At 43.0% G+C, this 26392-nt stretch carries 25 protein-coding genes; all 25 read left to right on the top strand.

Translation table 11 applies throughout. From position 1 onward, the window contains the following. The 25 genes from GC093_RS09440 (at position 1) to infB (ending at position 26388) form a co-directional block, all read left to right on the top strand. A complete protein-coding gene (locus tag GC093_RS09440) occupies positions 1–2043 on the top strand; it encodes a chemotaxis protein CheA (RefSeq protein ID WP_171651606.1) in 2043 nt (680 codons plus the stop codon). 56 nt (positions 2044–2099) lie between these two features. Then, positions 2100–2561 (top strand): chemotaxis protein CheW, encoded by a 462-nt coding sequence (locus GC093_RS09435; protein WP_171651605.1) that lies wholly within the window; start codon positions 2100–2102, stop codon positions 2559–2561. 38 nt (positions 2562–2599) lie between these two features. Next, on the top strand, positions 2600–3187 hold the full coding sequence (locus GC093_RS09430) for a chemotaxis protein CheC (RefSeq protein WP_216624566.1): 588 nt from the start codon (positions 2600–2602) through the stop codon (positions 3185–3187). Then, complete coding sequence (locus GC093_RS09425; RefSeq protein ID WP_171651603.1) at positions 3184–3678, top strand: chemotaxis protein CheD; 495 nt, start codon at positions 3184–3186, stop codon at positions 3676–3678. The genes GC093_RS09430 and GC093_RS09425 overlap by 4 nt, the downstream gene beginning before the upstream one ends. A 3-nt stretch (positions 3679–3681) precedes the next feature. After that, complete coding sequence (locus GC093_RS09420) at positions 3682–4098, top strand: hypothetical protein (protein WP_171651602.1); 417 nt, start codon at positions 3682–3684, stop codon at positions 4096–4098. Positions 4099–4116: 18 nt separating this feature from the next. Then, a complete protein-coding gene (locus GC093_RS09415) occupies positions 4117–4902 on the top strand; it encodes a FliA/WhiG family RNA polymerase sigma factor (protein ID WP_171651601.1) in 786 nt (261 codons plus the stop codon). A 22-nt stretch (positions 4903–4924) separates the two neighbouring features. Then, positions 4925–6328 carry a flagellar assembly protein A gene (locus GC093_RS09410; protein ID WP_171651600.1) on the top strand — a complete coding sequence of 468 codons (1404 nt, stop codon included), beginning with the start codon at positions 4925–4927 and terminating at the stop codon, positions 6326–6328. Positions 6329–6360: 32 nt separating this feature from the next. Then, positions 6361–6687, top strand: coding sequence for a hypothetical protein (locus GC093_RS09405; protein WP_171651599.1), 327 nt, complete (start codon positions 6361–6363; stop codon positions 6685–6687). A 27-nt stretch (positions 6688–6714) separates the two neighbouring features. Continuing rightward, the gene (locus GC093_RS09400; RefSeq protein WP_171651598.1) at positions 6715–7296 is read left to right on the top strand and encodes a hypothetical protein; all 582 of its coding nucleotides are present in this window, start codon (positions 6715–6717) and stop codon (positions 7294–7296) included. Beyond that, positions 7286–7795, top strand: coding sequence for a hypothetical protein (locus GC093_RS09395; protein ID WP_171651597.1), 510 nt, complete (start codon positions 7286–7288; stop codon positions 7793–7795). Before GC093_RS09400 ends, GC093_RS09395 begins: the two co-directional genes overlap by 11 nt. Before the next feature lie 203 nt (positions 7796–7998). Beyond that, positions 7999–8697, top strand: coding sequence for a 30S ribosomal protein S2 (gene rpsB / locus GC093_RS09390; RefSeq protein ID WP_171651596.1), 699 nt, complete (start codon positions 7999–8001; stop codon positions 8695–8697). A gap of 92 nt (positions 8698–8789) precedes the next feature. Beyond that, on the top strand, positions 8790–9440 hold the full coding sequence (gene tsf, locus GC093_RS09385) for a translation elongation factor Ts (RefSeq protein ID WP_171651595.1): 651 nt from the start codon (positions 8790–8792) through the stop codon (positions 9438–9440). A gap of 95 nt (positions 9441–9535) precedes the next feature. Then, a complete protein-coding gene (pyrH, locus tag GC093_RS09380; protein ID WP_171651594.1) occupies positions 9536–10261 on the top strand; it encodes a UMP kinase in 726 nt (241 codons plus the stop codon). Between the two features lie 4 nt (positions 10262–10265). Further along, positions 10266–10820 (top strand): ribosome recycling factor, encoded by a 555-nt coding sequence (gene frr, locus GC093_RS09375; protein WP_171651593.1) that lies wholly within the window; start codon positions 10266–10268, stop codon positions 10818–10820. Positions 10821–10878: 58 nt separating this feature from the next. Continuing rightward, positions 10879–11646: an undecaprenyl pyrophosphate synthase gene (uppS, locus tag GC093_RS09370; RefSeq protein WP_171651592.1), complete on the top strand. Its 768-nt coding sequence runs from the start codon at positions 10879–10881 to the stop codon at positions 11644–11646. 20 nt (positions 11647–11666) lie between these two features. Continuing rightward, entirely contained in the window at positions 11667–12467 is an 801-nt protein-coding gene (locus GC093_RS09365) for a phosphatidate cytidylyltransferase (protein WP_171651591.1), read from the top strand. 22 nt (positions 12468–12489) lie between these two features. After that, on the top strand, positions 12490–13632 hold the full coding sequence (locus GC093_RS09360) for a 1-deoxy-D-xylulose-5-phosphate reductoisomerase (RefSeq protein ID WP_171651590.1): 1143 nt from the start codon (positions 12490–12492) through the stop codon (positions 13630–13632). A gap of 246 nt (positions 13633–13878) precedes the next feature. Then, a complete protein-coding gene (rseP, locus tag GC093_RS09355) occupies positions 13879–15135 on the top strand; it encodes an RIP metalloprotease RseP (RefSeq protein ID WP_171651589.1) in 1257 nt (418 codons plus the stop codon). A gap of 102 nt (positions 15136–15237) precedes the next feature. Further along, positions 15238–16686: a proline--tRNA ligase gene (proS, locus tag GC093_RS09350; RefSeq protein ID WP_171651588.1), complete on the top strand. Its 1449-nt coding sequence runs from the start codon at positions 15238–15240 to the stop codon at positions 16684–16686. Positions 16687–16777: 91 nt separating this feature from the next. After that, on the top strand, positions 16778–21085 hold the full coding sequence (locus GC093_RS09345; protein WP_171651587.1) for a PolC-type DNA polymerase III: 4308 nt from the start codon (positions 16778–16780) through the stop codon (positions 21083–21085). Between the two features lie 167 nt (positions 21086–21252). Beyond that, positions 21253–21711, top strand: coding sequence for a ribosome maturation factor RimP (gene rimP / locus GC093_RS09340; RefSeq protein ID WP_171651586.1), 459 nt, complete (start codon positions 21253–21255; stop codon positions 21709–21711). 39 nt (positions 21712–21750) lie between these two features. Next, positions 21751–22848: a transcription termination factor NusA gene (gene nusA, locus GC093_RS09335; protein ID WP_171651585.1), complete on the top strand. Its 1098-nt coding sequence runs from the start codon at positions 21751–21753 to the stop codon at positions 22846–22848. 67 nt (positions 22849–22915) lie between these two features. Continuing rightward, the gene (gene rnpM / locus GC093_RS09330; RefSeq protein ID WP_171651584.1) at positions 22916–23230 is read left to right on the top strand and encodes an RNase P modulator RnpM; all 315 of its coding nucleotides are present in this window, start codon (positions 22916–22918) and stop codon (positions 23228–23230) included. Further along, on the top strand, positions 23217–23546 hold the full coding sequence (locus GC093_RS09325) for a YlxQ family RNA-binding protein (RefSeq protein ID WP_171651583.1): 330 nt from the start codon (positions 23217–23219) through the stop codon (positions 23544–23546). Before rnpM ends, GC093_RS09325 begins: the two co-directional genes overlap by 14 nt. Continuing rightward, positions 23539–26388 (top strand): translation initiation factor IF-2, encoded by a 2850-nt coding sequence (gene infB / locus GC093_RS09320; RefSeq protein WP_171651582.1) that lies wholly within the window; start codon positions 23539–23541, stop codon positions 26386–26388. Before GC093_RS09325 ends, infB begins: the two co-directional genes overlap by 8 nt. Positions 26389–26392: the final 4 nt, after the last annotated feature.

Here is a 26392-nt window from a genome sequence, read left to right as displayed (position 1 = left end):
TTGGAGATGAATCAATATTTATCTATGTTTATTGACGAATCCAGAGAGCATTTACAAGCTTTGAACGATAATATGATGAGTCTTGAAAGCAACCCTGAAGATATAAGCATCGTACATAATATTTTCCGTTCTGCACATACGCTCAAAGGGATGTCGGCAACGATGGGCTTTGAGGATCTGGCATCATTAACTCATGAGATGGAAAATGTATTGGACTTGGTACGGAACCTTAAATTAAAAATGGATTCGTTTATTTTTGACTGCATCTTCAAAAGCTTGGATTCCTTGGAGTCCATGGTTGAAGATATCATTCAAGGAGGGACGGGGAAGGCGGACGTTACAGTTATCGTTGCCGCCTTGAAATCTATCGTTACCGGTGAATATTTGAAAGGCAGTACAGGTGGTAGTGCTTCTGCTGCAAAGGTAGAAACTTCCTCAGCTGAAATTTTAGACGAATTTCAATTATCCATTATTCAACAGTCCATTGAAGCAGGAATTAGTGTGTTTTACATTGAGGTTGGCGTTCGTGAGGATTGTGTTCTAAAGGCTGCCCGTGCCTATATGGTGTTCAATGTATTGGAACAAAACGGTGAGGTTATTAAATCTAATCCTCCTGTTGAAGATATTGAACAAGAACGATTTGACAATGAGTTTTCGGTATTCTTCATATCTAGTACGGATAGAGCAAGCCTGGAAAAACAAATCTCTAGTGTATCGGAAATCGATAAAGCAGTAGTTAGCGTGTTGGACTCGGCTAAACTAGAAGAGTTGATGAAGCCTCCAATTATGGCTGCTCAACAGGAAATTGCGGCTGCTTCAGCAGTAGCTAAGACGGAGTCTCCAGAAAAAGTAGAAGTTAAGAAGCCGGCTGCAGCAAATGCTCCAGTAGCTAACCGAACCATTCGTGTGGATATTGAGCGTTTGGATACGTTGATGAACCTATTTAGTGAGTTGTTGATTGATAGGGTTCGACTTGAACAGCTAGCTAGCGAAATAAAAAAGAGCGAGCTGACCGAAACGGTTGAGCATATGACTAGAGTGAGCAGCGATCTTCAAGGAATCGTCTTGAAGCTGCGCATGGTTCCAATAGATACGGTATTTAATAGATTTCCAAGGATGATCCGCGACGTTGCTAAAAGCTTGGATAAAAAGGTAGATTTAATCATTACCGGTGCTGACACGGAGCTAGATCGAACGGTAGTTGACGAAATTGGTGATCCGCTTGTTCACTTGCTGAGAAATGCGGTTGATCATGGAGTTGAACCTACGGCAGATCGAATTGCGGCAAAAAAATCAGAAACAAGTACAATCAACTTACGTGCATATCATAGCGGCAATCATGTTTTCATAGAAATCGAAGATGACGGCCGCGGCATTAATCGGGATAATATCCTTAAGACGGCTATTAAAAAAGGCGTAGTGACGCAAGATCAGGCATCCCGATTATCGGATGAAGAAGTTTACTTGCTGCTTTTCGCATCTGGATTCAGTACGGCCGATAAAATTTCTGATTTATCTGGACGTGGAGTAGGATTGGATGTTGTAAAAACTAAGATTGAGAGTTTAGGAGGAAAAGTTCAAGTTACCTCCAAGCTAGGTAAAGGTTCGAAATTCTCAGTTCAACTTCCGCTTACTTTGTCCATCATATCTGCAATGCTTATTCGTATGGGCAGCGAGAAATATGCGATCCCACTATCTTCCATTGTTGAGACAGCAGCTATTAAACAAGAGCAGATTCGCGTCGTACATAGCAACTTGATGGTAGATTACCGCAACAGCGTCATCCCTCTAGTTCCATTAGCTAAGCTGTTTGAAGTGCCTGGTGCTGCTGATGAGATCAATGAAGGTGAAACACAGATTGTGGTCATACGTAAAGGTGAAAGACTGGCCGCCTTGGTGGTAGACGAATTTATTGGTCAACAAGAGATCGTATTAAAGACACTGGGCAAATATTTTACCAATTTGTTTGCAGTATCTGGGGCTACTATTTTGGGAGATGGACAAGTGGCTTTAATTATCGATACAAATGCACTTATTAAGTAATCCCTGCAAATTAACTTAACTGATGCTAGTTGATAACTAAGAGGAGGCACGGGAATATGGGAGAAGAGATCAAAGTAATCGTATTTGCTTTGGCACACGAGGAATATGGCGTTGAGGTAGAAAAGGTGCGTACGATTGAGCGTATGCAGCCAATGACAAGAGTTCCCAAAACACCTGAATTTGTTAAGGGCGTCATTAATTTGCGCGGTGTGGTTACCCCGGTCATTGACCTTCGTGGCAGATTTGGCTTTAAGGAAGGCGAATATACGGATAATACACGAATTATTATAGTAGCTGTAAAAGATATCGAGGTTGGCTTGATCGTGGATTCCGCTAATGATGTCATTGATGTCGACACGGATTGCATTGATGACCCACCCGAGGTGGTTGGTGGAATTAAAGCCAAATACTTGCAAGGAATAGCGAAGGTAAGCGATACTCGATTATTAATTCTTTTGAATCTTGAGGAAGTCTTAAATAAAAGCGAAATTGTCCAATTAGAAAATCTAGAGGAGTAACTTGTGTGGAACTATTTGATCGATTCGCAGATTTTCAGATGGACGTTCTCAAGGAAATAGGTAATATAGGCGCTGGACATGCGGCTACAGCTTTGTCGAAATTGCTCGATAAACCGGTAGATATGTTGGTTCCCAAAGTTAGGATGGTAGCTTTTGAGGAAATAGCAGAAAGTGTTGGCGGTGCGGAGCAGGTAGTCATTGCCATTTTCCTAAGGGTAGAAGGAGAAACTCCCGGCAACCTATTTTTCATAATATCACTAGATTCAGCCAAAAAATTATTGCGCAATCTGGTAGGTATTGAGGTAGTCGATGACGAACATTATACAGAGATGGAACTTTCTGCTTTAAGCGAAATAGGTAATATTTTGGCGGGCTCTTATTTATCTTCATTAGCTGATTTTACACAGCTGTATATGTCACCGACAGTTCCGGCATTAGCTATTGATATGGCGGGTGCTATTCTGAGTTATGGTCTTCTACAATTCGGTCAAATGGGAGACTCCGCATTACTTATTGACACGAAATTTTTGGATGGTAACGATGAAGTGGAAGGCCATTTTTTCCTCATCCCTGATCCGGAATCATTCGACAAAATTTTTGTTGCTTTGGGAGTGCAAACTCCATGATTCAAGATAATTTTATTAAAGTAGCCATGGCTGATCTGAATGTTACACACTTGACCGGGGTGCTGAAAACGACAGGGTTAGGGTCTTGCGTTGGTCTTACTCTTTATGATTCAAAAGCGCTGGTCGCAGGGATGGCACATGTTATGCTGCCTGATTCTGAGATTGCGAGAGAAGGCAAATTGAATATTGCTAAGTATGCCGACACTGCGATTCCGGATCTGATTTCGAAGATGCAAGCTTTAGGTGCTGTGAAAAGTAGATTAGAAGCAAAAATGGCAGGTGGCGCACAAATGTTCGCCTTTGCTAGCAACTCGGACACGATGCGTATTGGACCCAGAAATGTTGAATCCTGCAAATTAATGCTGAAGCAATTCTCCATACCATTACGGGCTGAAGACACGGGTGGCAATTATGGAAGAACTATTGAATTCAACTGTGAGACCGGCGTCCTTTTAATCCGAAGTGTACTTCAAGGAGTAAAGGAGCTGTAGGCTATGTTAGGGACTATTCGTTGGAATTTTATCGTTGGCGGCATATCGTTTGTACTTACATTTTTGATATCTATTTTCAATAATATTTGGCTGACGACATTGTTAAGAAGTTTTTATAGTTTTATTATTTTGTTTGCAGTCGTCTTTTTGTTCCGTTGGGTGCTAGGGACGATTGCAGGATTTAACCAATTAGCCGTAACTGAGGCGCTACACCAAGAACCTGCAGATGATCACAAAGGAACAACACTAGATATGTCTACACCGGATGAAGATGCAGCACTGCACGATATGCTGAAAGGATCTAATTCATCCGGTGGAGGAACGGGCTTTGCTCCGTTGAATCCCCCAAAGCTATCTAGTAAACAGAACATGGATGCAGGGGAGTTGGCTCAAGCCGTACGTCACATGACGGAAGAATAAGGGTGGTGGCAACCGTTAATGATTCAACAAAAGTCGCATTTATCCAATATTGATGTCTGGAAGCAGTGGAAAGAATCCGGCTTGATTGAAGCAAAACAGTCGCTGATCGAAACTTATTTACCTTTAGTGGATTATGTTTCGAACCGTCTGTCTATAGGTTTACCGAAAAATGTGGCAAAAGATGATTTAGCGAGTTTTGGCGTTATGGGATTAATTGATGCAATTGAAAAATTCGATTACCTGCGCGGACTGCAATTTGAAACTTATGCTTCCTGGCGTATCCGTGGTGCTATCATTGATGGTCTGCGCCAGGGGGATTGGGTGCCAAGATCCGTTCGTGAAAAATCAAAGAAGATTGAAGAGGCTTACCAGAAGCTGGAACAACAATACTTACGTACTGTTACCGATGAGGAAATTAGTTCGTATTTACAAGTTAGTGAAAATGACTTTCGGCAAATGGTACAAGAAATAGCTATTACTACCGTTTGTTCTATTGACGACCCCATTCGTGAAGAAGATTCGGAGACGAGGCTTTCCCTGCTTATTGATGAGAAAGCTAAAAATCCTGAATATAAAGTAAATGAGTTTTATTTGAAAGAAACTTTAGCCAAAGCTATTGAAAGGCTTACAGAGAAGGAAAGAACGGTGGTTTCTCTATTTTATTATGAGGAATTGTCATTAAGTGAAATTGCTGAAGTAATGAACCTTTCACCTTCACGCATTTCACAGCTGCATTCAAAGGCAATCTTAAGACTTCGTGGCTCACTGGGACGTTACCAAGAGCAGTTGTTTCAAGATTCTTGATACTTAGAAGGTGAGGGTAATTATGGCGGAGCAAGCTATTCCACTAAGTTTTTTTATGGAAATTTCTCTATCCGATAATAAGCTTAATGCTTTCTTACAATTTAAAAACTATGAAGACAGCTTGACTTTTAACATGGAACAGCTTGAAGAGGTTCTAAAAAGCTATCAAATTTCCCACGGAATTGATCGTTCTAAACTGAACGAGATCATCCGCAATCCTAAAGAGATATTTTTGAACAAAACACTTATTGCTACAGGAACACCTCCGAAGAACGGTCACGATGGATTTATTAAGTATCAATTTGACTTGGGGAACGATTCCAAAAAGCCGACAGAGCTTGAGGACGGTAAAGTCGATTTTAAAGAGGTTACAACGATACATAACGTTCGCAAAGGTCAATTGATAGCCCAACGTATTCTTGCGACTCAAGGTACTCCTGGAAGAGCAGTGACGGGTGAAGCATTGCCGGCAAAGGATGGGAAGGAAGCTCGTCTCAAACCTGGGAAAAATGTCGTTATGGATGCCGAGCAAGTCGCCATGTATGCAGCTATAGACGGAATGATCACGCAATCTGATCGAGATAAAATAAATGTATTCCCAATTTTTGAAGTAAATGGCGATGTTGACTACAACATAGGAAATATAGATTTTGTCGGGTCTGTTGTTATTCGAGGCAGTGTATTGACAGGGTTCAAAATTAAAGCTGCTGGGGATATCCGAATTACAGGAAGCGTTGAAGGTGCCGACTTGGACGCGGACGGTTCTATTGAAATTAGTGCCGGTATTTTAGGTCACAATAAAGGGACTATCCGTGCTGGCAAGCGTATTAAAAGTTCCTTTATACAAGACGCTACGATTATAGCCCATGAGGTTCTTGTCAGCCAGAGTATAATGCATTCAACAGTTCGCGCAAGTAAAGAAGTCATTTGCAAGGGTACAAAGGGCCTTATTGTTGGCGGTACCATTCAAGCAGGGGAGCTTGTTGCCGCGCGAACTATAGGAAACTCGATGTCAACGGCAACCGTAATTGAGGTTGGGGTATTGCCTGATCTGCGTAATGAACTCGTTCAATTAAGAACACAGCTTCGAAGTGTGAATGAGAATGTTGATAAAACAGATAAAGCATTGGTACTGTTGGATCAATTAGCCGCAACGGGTCAAATGGGACCTGACAAAGTCGCCATGCGTATAAAACTTAATCACACCAAAAAACAAATTTCGGAAGAGCAAGCTACGATTAAAGATCGTATATTTGAGATTGAGAAGTCGCTCGAAGATTCTGACAAGGCTAAGGTCGAAGTCGTTTCTACTATTTATAGTGGTGCCAAAGTGGTAATAGGACGTTATACTAAATTTATTAAGGATCCTATTACTCGTGTAAGGTTTAGATTAGCCGACGGAGATATCGCAATGGCACCTTTATAATAGAACCTTTATAAACTCAAGGAGGAATTTCCATGAGTATGAGACCGGTTGAGCTCCAATTCGCCTTACACAAAAATGATGAAGCAGGTTTGCTGCAGAATCAATTAAATCATAAACCACAACAAGATCAAGTACAGCTTGCTTCGGCTTCTCTTAAACAAGCGGAGAAGGAGCGGCAGGTTGCAAGTAAAGCGGACGATGTACTTCATGCATCCGTTCATGATCAGGAGCGGGACAAGTCGGGTGGTCGCAAGCAAAAGGCAAGAAGCAAACCGGGAGTCAGTGAATCGGAAGATTCCAAGGCAATCGGACGGATTGATCACCCTTTTAAAGGTAAACATATTGATTTGTCTCTGTAATCTAATGATTGGAAAAAGGTGAACACATTGGATCAACCTTGGGTCTATATTGTTTTGTTTGGTTTGGTTTTTATTGTATATGCTAAGATTATGCCTAAATCAAACACATCCAAAGGACAACAAAATCCTACTATTAATGAGATTGAAGAAACCATGGAGCATTTTACAGCAGAGTTGGATGAACAAAATAAGGCACTGATTCAACTGCTTGCGGAAACGAAGCGCGACTACGAATTACAATCCGCCAGATTGACCTCACGAATTGAAATGCTTGAAAAACAGTCGGGTCAAGTCGGACAAGATATAATGAAGCTGGGCGTTGTTACAGAAGACCTGCAAAAGCAAATTTCTCAGCCAAGGGAAATGCCTCTTGCTGTACCTTTAGAGCCTAATTCAGCTTCAGTTGAAGTTGCAGCTGCGATAATCGAAGATGTGCCGGAAACAGCTTCAACTCCAATGAACATAAAAGTACGTTATTCCGAATTATTTGATATGTATGATCAAGGCAAAGCTATCGATCATATTGCTAAGAAGCTGGGTATGAACAAGGGAGAAGTCAACCTGATCATCCAGTTGGCGAAGCAGGAGGAGCGATTGAATGCCCACTAACAAATCATTGTTGTACGGTTTAGGAACCGGCTTGATTGCTGGCGCTCTACTGCTGCAATTGATGAACCTTGCTACCTCCCCAGGAAAACAGCAAGGTATTGCTGCAAATAATCCTGTATCTCCTTCTGAGATGGATCGACAGCAGCTCAAGGAAGCAGCTTCCAAATATTATAAGGTCTATGAAAATGATCAGAAGCTGTACAATCAGGCGCAGGTGGATACTATCGTGCAGCAGAAGCTGAAGGAAGAGCAGGATAAGGCGCCTGCTGTTGCCCCAGCTCCCTCACCCGTCAAAGAAACCTATATTTATGTTTATGACGGACAATCCGCAGGTATTGTTGCCGATATGCTTGTAAAAAGCGGTGTGATTACTGATCGCGCGGCTTTTGAAGAGTTAATGGCCAAGCAGCAATTAAATGCTAAGATCATAGCTGGGGTTCACGTTTTTAAAGGCACATTAGATCTCAGTCAAGTGGTGACTAACCTGACCACAAGATAAAAGCCAAACCTCTTATAAGGTTTGGCTTTTGTTCTATTTATATCAGGTATTGCATACCATATTCAGTTGTGGTATAGTTATTCACGGTGTTAAAACGCACGCTGATCAATTCGCGTAATGGTGCTTCCTGGTGGGAAGTTTTATGTCGAAAGTGCGATCTGGCGGAGGAGACCCAAAAACCAATTTAGAGGAGGTGTGTGAAGATGGCAGTAATCTCCATGAAACAGCTTTTAGAAGCAGGGGTACACTTCGGTCATCAGACCCGTCGTTGGAATCCAAAAATGGATCGTTACATCTTCACTGAAAGAAACGGAATTTATATTATCGACTTGCAAAAAACGGTTAAGAAGGTTGAAGAAGCTTACAACTTTGTTAAATCCGTTGCAGACGATAACGGCACGATTTTATTCGTAGGTACTAAGAAGCAAGCTCAAGATTCCGTTGCGGAAGAAGCAGAGCGTTGCGGAATGTACTACATCAACCAACGTTGGTTGGGTGGTACATTAACAAATTTCCAAACTATCCAAAAGCGTATCGATCGCTTGAAGGAATTGGAAAGATGGGAACAAGACGGTACATTCGAAGTGCTTCCTAAGAAAGAAGTTATTATTCTTCGTAAGGAGCAAGAGCGTTTGGAGAAGTTCTTGGGCGGTATCAAGAACATGAAAGGTCTTCCTAGCGCATTGTTCATCATCGATCCTCGTAAAGAGCGTATCGCGGTTGCAGAAGCTCGCAAATTGGGTATCCCAATCGTTGGTATCGTTGATACAAACTGCGATCCAGATGAAATCGATTATGTCATTCCTGGTAATGATGATGCGATTCGTGCGGTGAAGCTGTTGACAGCTAAAATTGCTGATGCAGTTATCGAAGCACACCAAGGTGAACAAACAACAGCTTAAGGGCTGAATAGGAAAGGGTGGTTCAAAGGTGCAAAATCCTTTCACCGCCCTTTTTTTAGAGTACATAGTCTATCTTACAAGGAGGCCAAATCATGGCGGTAAATGCAGCAGCAGTAAAAGAATTGCGTGAAAAAACAGGAGCAGGTATGCTCGATTGTAAAAAAGCGTTGGAAGAAGCAAACGGTGATTTGACTAAAGCAGCTGAATTGCTTCGTGAAAAAGGATTGTCAGCAGCAGCTAACAAAGCAGGTCGTATTGCCACTGAGGGTGTTGTTGAATCCTACATTCATGCAGGTGGACGTATCGGCGTATTAGTTGAAATTAACTGTGAAACTGACTTTGTTGGTAAAACAGATCAATTCCGTGAGTTTGCAAGAGACATCGCAATGCAAATTGCAGCAGCAAACCCATTGTTCGTACGTCGTGAAGAAGTACCTCAGGAAGCTCTAGATAAAGAACGTGAAATTTTGAAAAATCAAGCGTTGAATGAAGGCAAGCCTGCTAATATTGTTGAAAAAATGGTCGATGGCCGTATTAGCAAATACTATGAAGAATATTGCTTGATGGAGCAATCCTTCATTAAAGATCCAGACAAAAAAATCAGCCAGCTTCTTAACGAAAAAGTATCTACAATTGGTGAGAACATCACTATTCGTCGCTTTGTTCGTTTTGAACTAGGTGAAGGCCTTGAGAAGAAACAAGAAAACTTCGCAGAAGAAGTTATGGCTCAAGTTAAGAAGTAATAAATAGGGAATCGAGAAACGTAGGAACACTTAGTGTTCCTTCTTTTTTAAACATAAACAACCATAGCTGCTTTTTTGAACGGAGGTATTTAAGCTTGGAACGTCCTATCTTTAAACGAGTTATTTTGAAATTGAGCGGAGAAGCATTGGCAGGACAGCTTGGGTATGGTATCGATTCCGAAGTTATGACATCCATTGCCTTGCAAGTAAAGGAAGTCGTGGAGCTTAATGTTGAGGTGGCCATTGTTGTAGGCGGCGGCAACATTTGGAGAGGCATAGCGGGTAGTGAAAAAGGAATCGACCGAGCAACAGCAGATTATATGGGAATGTTAGCTACTGTGATGAACTCACTTGCGCTTCAGGATGCTTTGGAAACAATCGATGTTCCTACACGTGTACAAACGTCTATCACGATGCAGCAAGTAGCAGAGCCTTATATCAGGAGGAGAGCAATTCGCCATCTTGAAAAGGGAAGAGTTGTTATTTTTGCTGCTGGAACGGGTAACCCGTACTTCTCAACCGATACTACTGCGGCTTTAAGAGCAGCGGAAATTGAAGCAGAAGTAATCCTTATGGCGAAAAACAGAGTAGACGGAGTCTATTCAGCGGACCCATTCAAGGATCCTAGCGCAGAGAAGTTTGAAACCTTAACTTATATGGAAGTTTTGAACAAAAACTTGGGTGTTATGGACTCCACAGCTTCATCGCTTTGCATGGATAACAATATTCCGTTAATCGTCTTCTCCATAACCGAGAGTGGTAACATTAAACGCGTAGTACTCGGAGAGAAAATAGGTACGATTGTAAAAGGGAGTGTTTAATAATATGCCACAATCAATTAAAAAGAGTGCGGAAGATCGCATGGATAAGGCAATTAGCTCGCTAAAGAAGGATCTTTCCAGCCTACGTGCAGGAAGAGCGACTCCAGCATTGCTGGATCGTGTACAAGTTGAATATTATGGTGCTATGACGCCAATTAGTCAACTTGCCAATATTAATACCCCGGATTCTCGCACCTTAATGATCCAACCATGGGATAAAAGCTCAGTATCTGCTATTGAGAAAGCTATCATGAAGTCGGACTTGGGTATTACTCCATCTAATGACGGATCGATGATCCGTATCGTTATTCCTGCATTGACGGAAGAACGTAGAGCAGACCTCGTTAAGATGACCCGCAAGTTTGGGGAAGAGGCTAAGGTAGCGATTCGAAATGTTCGCCGCGATGCGAATGATGACATCAAGAAGCTTGAGAAAAACGGTATTTCTGAAGATGAATCTCGCAAGCATCAAGAGGATATTCAGAAATTTACCGATAAATATATCGGTGAAGTTGAAAAAGTTTTAGGATCAAAAGAAAAAGAGATTATGGAAGTATAATTGGAAAAGACCCCCTCTTGAGGGGGCTTTTAGTCTTTCCTTATTGGAGGCAAATGAAATGATACCTTTCAAAAAATGGTTTGGAGGCAATCAACGGAGTGAGGAACAAATCTCGCACATTGATGCTGAAAATATTCCGAACCATGTCGCGGTCATCATGGACGGCAATGGTCGATGGGCGCAGAAGCGAGGGCTGCCGCGCATTGCCGGCCACCATTCAGGGATGAAAAACGTTAAAAGAATTACAATGGCTGCTAATGCAATCGGTGTAAATGTGCTTACTATGTATGCATTCTCCACAGAAAATTGGAAACGGCCAAAAGAAGAAGTTGAATATCTAATGAAGCTTCCGCTTGAATTTTTCCCGAAGGAAATTGAAGAGTTGATTGCTAACAATGTGCAAATTCGCATGACGGGTTGGCAAGAAGGGGTTCCAGACTATACTCTTAAGGCTGTCCAGGATGCTATTGATCAAACGAAGCACAATACAGGACTCATCCTTAATTTTGCCTTGAATTATGGCAGTCGTAAAGAAATGCTGTCTGGAGTAAAGCAGATGGCACAAGATATAGCGGACGGCAAAATAACAGCTGAAGCCATCGATGATTCGGTTTTTTCAAGCTATTTATTAACGCATCCACTACCTGACCCCGATTTGTTGATCCGTACCAGCGGAGAACTCCGCATTAGCAACTTTATGCTGTGGCAGTTGGCCTATTCCGAACTGTGGTTTACTGACTTATGCTGGCCTGAATTTACAGAACAGCATTTTTACGAGGCCGTGACAGAATATCAACGTCGGGCACGCAGATATGGCGGCTTGTAGTAAGCAATGGAGGAATGGATTTGAAGCAGAGGATCATTACTGGGATTACTGCAGGTCTTGCTTTTTTCATCTTATTGTACTTGGGGTCCTTTTGGTTTACCGGTTTAATCCTTATCCTGTCACTAATTGGATATAATGAATTTGTTCGAATGAACGGTTTGCAAATACATAAAATTACGAATTGGGTAGGCTACTTGGCTGTGGGGTGTCTAGCATTTCCTTGGAAAGCTGCTGGGGCTTATTCCTTTGCCTCGTTAGACCATCTTCCATGGTTGATTTTATTTATTATGCTGTGTATTACCGTAACATCTAAAAACAAAGTGACAATCGACGATATCTCTATGTTGTTTTTGGGTGTAGTATATATTGGTATTGGTTTCCATTATATGATTGAAACCCGGATAATGGAGAACGGCGGGATTTTTTGGACGTTGCTTGTCTTTTTTTGTATATGGGCGACAGATTCCGGTGCTTATTTTACAGGTTCCGCATTTGGGAAACATCTCTTATGGCCTACGATCAGTCCGAAAAAATCTATTGAAGGCGCAGTTGGCGGTATTATTATATCCATGGCTGTCGCCGTCATCTTCTCTATTATTCAACCGGACATGCTTTCTTGGAGACATGCTTTGTTATTAGGATTCATAATTGCAATAGTTGGGCAGATGGGGGACTTAATTCAATCTGCTTATAAAAGGGTTAAAGGGATTAAGGATACTGGGGCGCTTTTACCCGGACACGGCGGTGTACTGGACCGAGTGGACAGCTGGTTGATTGTGTTTCCCGCGGTTCATCTGCTTTCTTTGATTCCTCATTTCTAATTCAATGTTGAGGTGAAGTGTGATGAAACGCATTGCGATCCTCGGATCAACAGGGTCAATTGGCACCCAAACGCTAGATGTGATCTCCCATTACCCGGATCTTTTCGCTGTAGAAGGGCTTGCTGGAGGCTATAACTTAAGCTTACTAGCAGAGCAAGTCAATCAATTTAAGCCCAAGAAAGTTTCCGTTGCAACGAAAAGCTTGGCAGATGAATTAAAGCTAATGGTTCCTTCATCCACTCGAGTTTATTATGGCGAAGAGGGTTTGCTCGAGGTTGCTGCTGGAACGGATGCGGACTATATGGTCAGTGCATTGGTTGGCAGTCAAGGGCTTCGTCCAACTCTTGCTGCGATTGAGGCTGGCAAGGACATAGGACTGGCTAATAAAGAAACATTGGTTACCGCAGGACATATTGTAAGGGAGCAAGTAAAGCGCCGCGGCGTTAAATTGTTACCTATAGATAGTGAGCATTCAGCTATCTTTCAATGTCTGAACGGTGAATCTATGAAGAATGTACATAAAATCACATTAACAGCTTCAGGTGGTTCTTTTCGAGATCGTACACGTGAGGACTTGCAGCATGTTACGGTTGAGCAAGCATTGCAGCATCCGAATTGGTCCATGGGAGCCAAAATCACTATTGATTCGGCGACAATGGTAAATAAAGGTCTTGAAGTGATTGAAGCTCATTGGTTGTTCCAATTGGCGTATTCGCAGATCGAGGTGCTTATTCATCCGGAGAGCATCATTCATTCCTTAGTGGAATTTGCTGACAACAGCATTATAGCTCAGTTGGGTAACCCTGACATGAGAGTTCCGATTCAGTACGCGCTTACGTATCCTGAGCGATTGAAGACGCCGACAGCCTCTTTGAATTTGGCTCAAATTGGGAAGCTACATTTTAGAGAGATGGATTACGAGCGGTTTCCCTGTTTAAAAATGGCCTTTGAGAGTGGTTTAGCAGGGGGTACAGCTACGACTGTATTTAATGCGGCTAACGAGGCAGCTGTTGAACGTTTCTTAAAGGGAGAAATTAAATTTCTACAAATTGAAGACATCATTTCGGATGCTTTAGACAAGCATGTTCTTGTATCTAATCCTGATTTGGAACAAATTATGGAAGCTGATGCTTGGGCAAGAGTCGCTGCCAAACGTATAAATTAATATGTTCGAATAAAGATGTTCTCTAGCATGAATTCGTTAGCAAGATAATATGTTCATAACATGGTGCAGCTTGTATTCGTATTGTGAATAATGTTAATCTTACTTAATAGTGTGAGTTTAAAAAGTGGCATACACTGGAACCGAGTAGGTTTTTATGAAGCTAAGCTTTTTAAACAACCCTCTAAAGAACGAGCCTAGCCATGGCACATACTTGACTAAACGATGCTAAAGGGAGGACGTTGCGAATTGGCTACGTTGCAGAATGTTTTTCAAATAGTGCTTTTGTTTTTTGTACTGGTTACCATACATGAATGGGGGCATTATTATTTCGCTAAACGCGCAGGTATTTTAGTGAGAGAATTTGCCATCGGATTTGGACCTAAACTGCTTTCATTTAAGAAGAATGAGACTCGGTATACACTACGCTTATTACCTATCGGTGGCTTTGTCCGCATGGCAGGTGAAGATCCGGAAATGGTTCAGATTAATCAAGGACAACGGATTGCGCTTGCTTTGAATGGCGACGATGAAATCACTCATATATATTTGAATGATTTCGATAAACGTCTAGATAGTTTAGTTGGCGTTGTGGAAGAAATTGATTTGGAACACAATCTAATGATCAAGTTAGATGTGGATGGGGAAATCAGACAGCTAAAGGTTCATCCTCAAGCTATGATGGTTAGCAAAAACAAGGAAACACAGATCGCTCCTTGGAACCGCCAGTTTGGCAGCAAGACGGTTGGACAACGTTCTCTCTCTATTTTTGCAGGACCGATGATGAATTTTGTTTTGGCCTTTGTTCTGTTTGTGGCTGTTGTTTTTATGGCCGGAGTTCCAGACAAGGTTAAAATTCGCAGTACGGAGCCTGGTTCACCTGCAGATAAAGGCGGACTAGCAGCCAACGATATTGTAATGATCGTAAATAATGAGCCGATAGGCGCTGACGGAACAAAACTTAGAAATCTGATCAAGCAATCAGCTAATAAGCCAATGGTATGGATTGTAGATCGTGGCGGAGAGCAGATGCGCAAGGAAATTACTCCTGAAGATAAAGGTGGAGGCCTTGTCGGAGTTACTCTAATGGCCGAAAACCGCAAAGCTGGCTTTACTGACGGCTTAGTTAACGGATGGAAGAGTATGTCCTCAGCAACAGTTTCGATACTAGATAGCTTCGGTAAGCTGGCAACGCTGCAGTTTAAAATGGATGATCTAGGCGGACCGGTGCGAATTGTTGAATTCACAAGCGAACAAGCGAGCGCCGGAATAGCACAGTATACGTTCTGGACAGCCTTAATGAGCTTGTATTTAGGCTTATTCAACCTGCTGCCGTTTCCTGCACTGGATGGGAGCCGACTTGTCTTTCTAGGGTTTGAAGCCATACGTGGGAAGCCAGTCGATCCAAGCAGAGAGAGCATGGTACATTTTGTTGGATTTGCGATGCTGATGCTGCTTATGATCGCTGTTACTTACAATGATATATTAAGGCTTATTACAGGATAAACTAAGTAGTTAACATAAGAGGTTGTTCGAAAAGTGGACTTTTTGAACACGTAAGATTAGTGAAGATTAACTACGTTAAGGTTTTTGGGAGGAACGTCAACCATGTCGAATGAAAAGCAATTTGTTAAGGAGATAACACCTCAAGGTGAAGATTTCTCCAGATGGTATATTGATGTAATTAAGAAAGCGGACTTGATGAGTTATTCACCGGTTCGCGGTTGTATTGTTTTTAAACCTGACAGCTATGAGATTTGGGAAAACATTCAGCGTGAGCTGGACGGACGTTTCAAGGAAACGGGTCATCGCAATGCGTATTTCCCGATGTTTATCCCAGAAAGCTTCTTTCAGAAAGAGAAAGATCACATTGAAGGCTTTAATCCCGAATTACCATGGGTTACGGAAGCAGGCGGCGAGAAGCTGGAGGAGCGTCTAGCTATTCGTCCAACCTCAGAGACCATGGTTGGGCATATGTACGCCGAATGGATTAACTCCTACCGTGACCTGCCTTTGCTGATCAATCAATGGGCTAATGTTGTACGTTGGGAAAAAAGAACTCAGCCGTTTTTGCGGACAAGCGAGTTTTTATGGCAGGAAGGACATACTGCCCATGAGGATGAAGCTGATGCACGCCGTGAAACCATGCAAATGCTGGAAATTTATAAGGACTTTGCAGAGAATTTCTTAGCGATTCCGGTAATTATTGGTCAAAAGACTCCTTCCGAAAAGTTTGCTGGCGCAGTAGACACGTATTCCATTGAAGCGATGATGAAGGATGGCAAAGCTGTTCAAGCTGGTACGTCGCATTATTTGGGGACAAACTTTGCTGTTGCCTTTGACATTAAATATTTGGACCGTGAGAATCAGCATCAGTTCTGTCATACAACGTCTTGGGGAGTTAGTACGAGACTGATTGGTGCTTTGATTATGGTGCATGGAGATGATCGTGGTCTTGCTTTGCCACCAAAAGTTGCTCCTACACAGGTTATTATGATTCCAATCGGACCTCCGAAAACGCGTGAACAGGTAGTTGGACGTGTTGACGAGCTCTTTAAAGAGTTGAAACAAGCTGGAGTGCGTGTCAAAGTAGATGATCGGGCAGATCAAACTCCAGGGTGGAAGTTCAATGAATACGAAATGCGCGGCATTCCGGTTCGTGTTGAACTAGGGCCGCGTGATATGGAAAATGGGCAAGTGGTGCTTGTTTCAAGAATATCTGGCGAAAAGCGGATGGTGAAGCAGGAGGATTTTGTCGAAGAAGTGAAAAACATGCTGGCGGAAATTCATCAACAAATGTATGATAGAGCTAAGCAGTTCAGGGATGATAATTTCACTTCCGTCGACAGCTTGGACGAGTTCAAAGCCTTCTTAGAAGAGAAGCGCGGCTTCGCCTTAGCTGGCTGGTGCGGTTCTGAAGCGTGTGAAGCACAGGTCAAAGAAGAAACTGGCGCAACGAGCCGTAACATTCCATTTGAACCGGTTGAGCATAAATCGAATTGTCTCGTATGTGGCGAGGCTTCCAAGCATACTGTAGTATTTGGCAGAGCGTATTAATACAGGTTATTAGTAAATATAGGGCAAATCGGAAAGCAACATCTCCTGTTTGCCCTTTGTATTTTTTTCGGGGATTTGGGGGAGGAAGTTCATGAGTAATACAGCAGTGAAAAGAGAACGGTTTGAAATGCTGATGGCTCAGGCTCGGGTGCCAGATGAGGTCGTAAACTCTTTTTTTCAAGATGGCTACATTGATAAAGTCGAAACGAGCCGTACGAACCGGGAGTGGACATTTTATATCATCAAAAACTCCCTTGTTCCTCAAGAGGTATACCGTTCGTTTTGCAAAATGATTCGTGATCAATTCGCTCATATTGCGGCCATACGTTTTATGCTGAGATATACCGATGATGTTGCTCCTGATTCAGTTGCCCATGAGTATTGGGGAATGTTCGTAGAGTGGGTGCAGCGTGAAGCGACTTCAGTCAACGGCTGGATGAATAAGGCTAAGATTGAAGTTCAAGGCGATCAATTAACTTTGCTTATGCTTGATTCAATAGGCCTGGAGCTAGCAAAAAAGAAAAATATTGGTCAATGGATACAATCGTATTTTTCTAATTTTTTCGGCGTAGAGCTGCAGGTAAAGTATGCGATGAATGAGGCGAGGGAAGAAGAGTACGAGAAATTTGCCCAGCAAATTGCTGAAGAAGGAAAAGTCGTTACCCAAGAAATGATGATCTCAATCGAAGCTGACCAGGAAGCAGATGCACTTAATGAGGCAGAATTGAAGCTAATGGTGGGTTACGATATTAAAGATGCACCGATTCCAATCCAAATGGTTCAAGACGAAGAAAAGAAAATTACACTGCAAGGTGCTGTATTCGGGCTTGATTCGAAAGAACTCAAAAACGGGATGACCTTGTTTACGTTTAATATAACTGATTTTACGGATTCAATGATGGTCAAGGCTTTTGCTAAGACGAAGGAAGATGTAAAGATCTATAGCTTGATTCAAAACGGCACTTGGCTGAAGGTTCGCGGCAAAGTAGAATATGATCGTTTTATGCAAATTCCTGAGCTGGTGCTGATGCCAAATGATATTAACGAAGTGTCGGCTCCCCCTGATCGCAAGGATGACGCTGAAGAAAAGCGCGTAGAGTTTCACCTTCATACGACCATGAGTACTATGGATGGAATCACTTCTATTGATAAGTATATAAAAATGGCGGCCAAATGGGGTCACAAAGCGATAGCAGTAACGGATCACAGCGGAATTCAAAGCTATCCGGACGCTTACAAGTACTCGAAGAAGCACGGGATTAAAATGATCTACGGTTTAGAGGCTAATGTAGTGGATGATGGGGTTCCTGTTGTTCTTAATGCTCGTTCAGTGGATTTGCGTGAAGCTGAATATGTTGTATTTGATATTGAGACAACGGGCTTATCTATTGTAAACAATAAAATCATTGAAATAGCGGGCGTTCGAATGCAGAATGGCAAAGAGATCGATCGATTTGCTAGCTTCATTAACCCGCATGAACGGATTCCTTATAATATTCAGCAGCTGACTAATATCAATGATGATATGGTTAGCGATGCTCCAGAGCTCGAGGATGTACTGCCGAAGTTTATTGAGTTTATCGGTGATAGCATATTGGTCGCTCATAACGCACGGTTTGACATGGGTTTTATACAGGCTAATTGTAAACGGCTAGGTATGCCGGAAGTGACTAATCCTTCCTTGGATACGTTAGAGATGGCAAGATTACTGTTTCCAACAATGAAAAATCACCGATTGAACACGTTAGCTGATAAATTTAAAATTGGCTTGGACAACCATCACCGAGCTGTAGATGACTCTGTTGCTCTTGGTTATATTTTATTTAACCTTATTAAAGAATCAGCGGATCGCGGTTTAATTGATTTGGTACAATTGAATGATAATGTAGGTAAGAATTTAAAAACTACAAGGCCGTTTCATTGCTGCATTTATGCCAAAGATGCGGTGGGCAAGAAAAACTTATTCTCCCTAATTTCCATTTCCCATACGGAGTACTTTCATCGGGTTGCCTGCATACCTAAGAGCAAGCTTATGGAGATGAGAGAAGGCTTAATTATTGTATCTGGCTGCGAAAAAGGCGAGTTCTATGAAGCTGTGTTAAACAAGTCCGTGGAGGAAGCGGAGCGGGTTGCCGAATTTTACGATATTCTGGAAATACAACCGACCTGCGTTAATATGCATCTAGTGGAAAAAGGCTTAGTTGGCAGCAAAGAACAGCTGGAGGACGCTAACCGCCGGGTGCTGCAAATAGGCCGTAAGCTTGGTAAAAAGGTGATAGCCACTGGCAATGTGCATTATCTGCATCCACGTGATAAAATATGCCGCGATATCACCATCAATGGTATAACTGGATTTAGCCCATTAAAGGATATCCGCAAACCGGAAGTTCATTTACGCACAACGAAAGAAATGCTTGCGGAGTTTGAATATCTCGGCAAGGAAACGGCTTATGAAATTGTTGTTACCAACACTTCTGAGCTTGCTGATCAGATCGAAGAGCTTGAGCTGTTCCCTACCAAGCTGTTTACACCAATTATCGAAGGCGCTGACGATGAAATCCGCAATACCTGCTATGATACAGCCAAACGTATATATGGTGAGCCGGTTCCAGAGGTTGTTACGGCGCGGCTGGAGAAGGAATTGGTGCCCATTATCAAATACGGCTTCTCTGCGAACTATTTGATTTCCGAGAGGCTCGTTAAGAAATCGAATGAGGACGGCTACCTGGTTGGTTCACGGGGATCTGTTGGATCGTCTGTAGTTGCCACTTTTCTTGGTATTTCGGAGGTTAATCCGCTGCCACCGCATTACATTTGTGCATCCTGCCAGCATTGTGAATGGATCCTCGATGGAAGTATACCAAGTGGATTTGACTTGCCGGATAAAGATTGCCCTAACTGCGGCACTAAATTAAAAGGCGAGGGGCAGGATATCCCATTTGAAACGTTCTTAGGTTTTAAGGGAGACAAAGTACCGGATATTGACTTAAACTTTTCGGGCGAATATCAACCCGTTGCCCATAACTATACCAAGGTATTATTTGGACCGAAAAATGTGTTCCGGGCTGGTACTATCGGTACAATTGCGGAGAAAACAGCATTTGGTTATGTGAAAAAGTATGAAGAAGAACAGGGCAAGAAGTGGCGTGGAGCCGAGATTAACCGTTTGGCTCTGGGCTTTACGGGGGTCAAGCGAAGTACAGGGCAACATCCTGGCGGTATAGTAGTAGTTCCTGATTATATTGATGTCGATGATATCACACCTGTACAATTTCCTGCGGATGACACGAGTTCAGAATGGAAAACAACCCATTTTGATTATCACGCCTTTGACGCTAACTTGCTGAAGCTCGATATTCTTGGGCACGACGATCCGACGATGATGCGGATGCTGCAGGATTTGACCGGTGTCGACCCGACAACCATCCCTATGAATGATCCGAAGGTAATGAGCATCTTTAACTCTACGAAGTCACTTGGTGTTGAGCCTGAGAAGATACGAACGCCAGTTGCCACTTATGGAGTTCCGGAGATGGGCACGAAATTCGTTAGGCAGATGCTTCAAGAGACACAACCGTCCTCTTTTGCTGATTTACTTCAGATATCTGGATTATCTCACGGTACCGGTGTATGGCTCGGAAACGCACAGGAGCTCATCAAGAAAGGAACCTGTAATATTAAGACTGTTATCGGCTGTCGTGATGACATCATGCTTTATTTGATTTATAAAGCAGGTATGGACGCGGGTCTTGCCTTTAAAATTACGGAGAGCGTGCGTAAAGGCAAGGGGCTGACGCCGGAGTGGAAGGAAGATATGAAGAAACACAAGGTTCCTGCTTGGTATATTGAATCTTGTGAACGTATTGAATACATGTTTCCAAAAGCACATGCCGCAGCCTACGTTATTTCTGCGGTCCGTACAGCCTACTTCAAGTTATATTATCCAATTGCTTATTATGCGACTTATTTTACGGTTCGAGCGGATGATTTCGATTTGGAGCTGCTGTGTCAAGGATATGATGCGATCCTACGCAAACTGATTGAGATTGAGGATAAAGGGTTTCAGGCGACTCCGAAAGAAAAAAGCATGATCTCTATCCTCGAGATGGCTTTGGAGATGACAGCTCGCGGATTTTCGTTCAAGCCTATTGATTTGTTTAAATCAGCCGCGACTAAATTCCTGGTTGAAGGTGATTCGCTTCTTCCTCCATTTTCTGCTATGGCTGGTATTGGAGAGAATGCAGCTATTAATATTGCGGCTGCAAAGGATGGCGGTCCGTTCCTATCCATAGAAGATTTTCAAAGTCGCAGCAAAGCATCCAAAACAATTGTGGAGCTGCTAGGGAGTATGGGATGCTTTCGTGGACTACCGGAGACCAATCAATTATCGCTCTTCTAAATAGAGCAGGCACTCATCATATTGCATACCTATAAGGCTTATGGTATAATCTTCTTTGGTAACAACGTAATAAGTTCCGATCTTAGAGAGTGGGGAAACCCACTCTTTACATTTTGTTATAGACATGAAAGCACTCGGCTTTCATTGACGATAGGAGGAAAAGAAGGTTGAGCACGCAAATAAAATCCGTAGTAGAGTCGCTTCTCCAGACTTACATGGAAGAGAACGGATTTGAGCTGGTCGATGTAGAGTATGTAAAGGAAGGCAGTAACTGGTTTTTGCGTGTGTATGTGGACAAGGAAGGCGGCATCGATATTGATGATTGCGGCCGTATTAGTGAATTCTTAAGTGAAAAATTAGACGAAGATGACCCCATTCCTACTGCCTATTTCTTAGAGGTTTCATCACCTGGTGCGGAACGTCCATTGAAAAAAGTGCAGGATTATTATAAAGCTGTAGGTGAAAATGTGTTTGTAACCACTTATGAGCCAGTTAATGGATTGAAGGAATTTGAAGGTACACTACTGTCGTTTAATGAGGAAACGGTTGAAATTGAAATCGGCAAAAAGAAGCATGCAATCCCTTTTAACAAAGTGGCTGGTGCGAGATTAGCAATCGTATTTTAAATAAATTGTGGATTTTATGAGAGGGGGAACTCCGTTCAAATGAATACCGATTTTATTGATGCTCTGTCGGAAATCGAAAGGGAGAAAGGTATAGCCAAGGAAGTGTTGATCGATGCGATCGAGGCTGCACTAATCTCAAGCTATAAACGAAATTTCAATACAGCCCAGAATGTCCGTGTCGACATTAATCGTCACACTGGATTGATTAAAGTGTACGCTCGTAAAACGGTTGTGGATGATGTATTGGATCCGCGTCTGGAAATATCGTTGGAAGCTTCGCGCGAAATTAATGCAAACTACCAACTGAATGATATTGTTGAAATTGAGGTTACACCACGCGACTTTGGGCGGATCGCAGCACAAACAGCGAAACAAGTAGTTACTCAACGTATACGTGAAGCGGAGCGCGGATTAATCTATAATGCTTTTGTTGATAAAGAAGAGGATATCGTTACAGGTATTGTACAACGTCAGGATTTGCGTAATATTTACATTGATTTAGGTAAAATTGAGGCAGCACTGCCTTTGACCGAATTGATGCCGACCGATAAATTTAAACAAGGCGATAGGGTTAAAGCCTATATAACTAAGGTTGAGAACACAACCAAAGGGCCACAAATTATTTTATCTCGTACGCATCCTGGTTTACTGAAGCGTCTTTTTGAGTTGGAGGTACCAGAAATTTTTGACGGTGTTGTTGAAATTCGTTCGGTTGCCAGAGAAGCTGGCTTTCGTTCTAAAATTGCCGTTCATTCCCGCAATGCAGAGGTAGATCCGGTTGGTTCCTGTGTAGGTCCCAAGGGGATGCGCGTGCAAACCATAGTGAACGAACTAAAAGGCGAGAAGATCGATATTGTGCGTTGGATCGAGCAAGTGGATGAGTATGTAGCGAACGCATTGAGTCCATCGAAGGTGCTGGAAGTAAATGTGTTCGAAAGCGAGAAGATGGCACGGGTGATTGTACCCGATTATCAGCTTTCTTTAGCTATCGGGATTAAGGGTCAAAATGCGCGGCTAGCTGCTAAATTGACGGGCTGGAAGATTGACATCAAGAGTGAGACGCAGGCTGAGCAAGAATATGGCCGCCCGAAAACATACAATGATGAAATGAACCAGGATTCAATAAGCGTTGACTGAGTCCAGCAGCCGGTACGGTAGTGGGCGACATATATACGCTGTGCGGTTGCACCGGAGGTGATCATGGATGAAGCAAAGAAAAATTCCTCTTCGTAAATGCGTTGCATGCCAGCAAATGATGGCGAAAAGAGAATTGATCCGCGTTGTCAAAACGCCAAGTGACGAAATACTGATAGATTTGAGCGGTAAAAAAGCTGGACGGGGAGCCTACCTTTGTGGAAAGTTATCCTGTTTTAAGCTGGCTAAGAAGAGCAAGGCCTTAGACCGCGCATTAAAGCAAACGGTAAGTGCAGACATCTACGATGCTTTGGAGCAAGATTTCATCAAAGTGGAAGATGAATTTATTGCCGGTAAGGAAGCAGCGGTGGATGATGAAGAATAATTTTTTTAATAACCTAGGTATGGCCATGAGAGCGGGCAAGATAACTACAGGTGAAGAATCCGTTATTGATTCAGTTCGTAAGGGCGAGGCTAAGCTTGTCATTGTAGCTGAAGATGCTGCGGTTAATACAAGTAAAAAAGTGGGCGATAAATGCAATACCTATCGTGTTCCCCTACATCAGTACGGCAGCCGTGAACAGTTGGGAGCAAGCATCGGAAAGGAATCACGAGTTGTTATAGCCGTGACCGATGCGGGGTTTGCGAAAATGCTGAAGAAAAGTCTGGAAAATCGTACGGAGGTGGACAGTATTGAGTAATCAAGACAACAATAAGGAAAAACTAAGAGTATACGAATATGCTAAGTCTTTAAATATGAGTAGCAAAGAGATTATAACAATATTAAAAAGACTAGGTATCCCGGTTAATAATCATATGAGCGTAATGGAGAATAATACAGTGGATAGTGTAGAGAAGTTTTTTAAAGATGTTAAAGCAAACGCTGCTGCCAAGCGCAGTACAACACCGGTTAGCACAGCTACCAAGGAGACGGCACAGCAGGTGACGCCTCAGCCACAAGCTCAAGCAGCAGCACCAGTTCAGCCGCAGGTTCAACAAGCTCAGCCGGAAGCAGATAAGCCGGTTCAAGCAGCGTCAACTCAAACAGCAGCACCAGCTCCAAGACCTGCTAGTTCCCAACAGAGCCAAGGCTCAAGCAGTCAAGCAGGCGGCAGCTCTCAAGGGCAGCAGCGTTCAGGTTATCAAGGCAACAGGCCTCAAGGCCAAGGATCACAGCAAAGCGGTGGATATCAGCAGCGCAGTGGTCAACAAGGCGGCCAGCAAGGTAGCTACCAGCAGCGCAGTGGCGGTCAACAAGGCGGCCAAGGTGGGTATCAACAGCGCAGCGGCCAACCAGGCAGCCAGCAGGGCAGCGGAGGCTACCAACAACGCAGCGGCCAATCAAGTGGTGGTCAACAAGGCGGCCAAGGCGGAGGCTACCAACAACGCAGCAGCAGCCAACCAAGCGGCGGCCAAAGTCGTCCAGGCGGGTACCAAGGTGGTCAAGGACAGCAAGCTAACCGTCCAAGCGGAACTGCTGCCGGTAATGCCGGACGCCCAGGCGATCAAAGATCGAGCCGTCCTCAGGGACAAGGTTCTTTTGAACAGCGCAAGCCATTTGAGCAAAGAAGCGCTGGAAGCTCCAGCCCATTTAACAAGTCTGTGGGTGGTGCAAGACCCGTTGATGGAGAGCAAGAAAATAAGCTAGCCAAGAAAACCAAACCTAATGAAAAGCGCTATGACGACAACAAATTCAGTTCGTCTAGAGGCCCTAACAATAGAGGCAATAACAGAGGTAATAACAAAGGCAGATACCAGCAAGAAACGGTCAAGAAAGAAAAGATTGATAATACACCTAAGAAAATTATTGTCCGTGGAACTATGACGGTAGGTGAAATGGCGAAGTCTCTCCATAAGGATGCTTCTGAAGTTATCAAGAAGCTGTTGTTCCTTGGTGTAATGGCTACCATTAACCAAGAGCTTGATCTGGATGCGATTCAATTGCTTGCAGGTGATTATAAAGTAGAAGTAGAACTGAAAATTCCGGTTGAGGAAGACAAGTTCGAACAGTTCGAGGAAAAAGATGAAGAAGAGGATCTGTTTGAACGTCCACCGGTTGTTACTATCATGGGTCACGTAGATCATGGTAAAACAACGTTGTTGGATGCTATCCGTAAAACAAGTGTTACGGAAGGCGAAGCAGGGGGTATTACCCAGCACATCGGTGCGTATCAAGTTGAAACTCATAACAAGAAAATTACATTCCTTGATACACCGGGTCACGAAGCCTTTACATCGATGCGTGCGCGTGGAGCTCAAGTAACCGATATTACGATAATTGTTGTTGCCGCAGACGACGGTGTTATGCCGCAAACGGTTGAAGCAATTGCTCATGCTAAGGCTGCTAAAGTGCCTATTATCGTTGCAGTTAATAAAGTAGATAAAGAGGGCGCTGATCCTGAAAAAATCAAACAGGCGCTTACCGAGTATGAACTCGTTCCGGAAGAGTGGGGCGGCGACACGATATTCTGTAACATTTCCGCGAAACAGCGTATCGGACTCGAGAATCTTCTTGACATGATTTTATTGGTAGCTGAGGTTCAAGAGATTAAAGCTAACCCTAATAAACGTGCTAGAGGTACAGTTATTGAAGCAGAGCTTGACAAAGGTAAAGGTCCGGTTGCTCGTGTCTTGATCCAGCATGGTACATTGAGAGTTGGCGACAGCTTTGTAGCTGGTGTTTGCTTCGGTCGTGTTCGTGCAATGGTTAACGATAAAGGCAAGAAATTAAAAGAAGCAGGCCCTTCGACTCCAGTTGAAATCACGGGTTTAACTGAGGTGCCGCAGGCTGGAGATCCGTTTATTTGCTTCGAGGATGAGCGTAAGGCAAGAGCTATTGCTGAAAAACGTGCAGTAAGCTTGAGACAATCAGAGATGGGCGCAAATGTTCGAGTTACCTTGGATGATTTGTATAAACACATCAAAGATGGTGAAATTAAAGATCTTAATGTTATCATCAAAGGTGACGTTCAAGGTTCAGTTGAAGCACTGCGTGGTTCTTTGGAGAAAATCGATATTGAAGGCGTACGTGTTAAAATCTTGCATCATGGAGTTGGCGCAATTACCGAGTCCGATGTAATATTAGCCTCTGCATCCAATGCTATCGTGATCGGATTTAACGTTCGTCCGGAGCCACAGGCTAAAAACACCGCTGATCAAGAAAAAGTGGACATTCGTCTGCACAGCATCATCTACAAAGTAATGGAAGAAATTGAACATGCTATGAAAGGGATGCTTGATCCAATCTACAAAGAGAATATTATTGGCCAAGCTGAAGTTCGTAATGTATTCAAAGTTTCCAAAATCGGGGTTATTGCAGGTTGTATGATCACCTCTGGGAAAATCGCACGTAACGCACAAATGCGCTTGATCCGCGCTGGAATTGTCGTTTTTGAGGGCAACATTGACTCGCTAAAACGATTCAAGGACGATGCGAAAGAAGTAGCGCAAGGTTATGAGTGTGGTATATCTCTAGATAAATTCAACGATATTAAAGAGGGCGACATTATTGAAGCCTTCGTTATGGAAACTGTTGAGAGGTGATCTG

It is taken from the genome of Paenibacillus foliorum (assembly GCF_013141765.1).
Taxonomy (GTDB): Bacteria; Bacillota; Bacilli; order Paenibacillales; family NBRC-103111; genus Paenibacillus_S; species Paenibacillus_S foliorum.
This window is presented reverse-complemented; position numbering and strand designations above follow the sequence as displayed.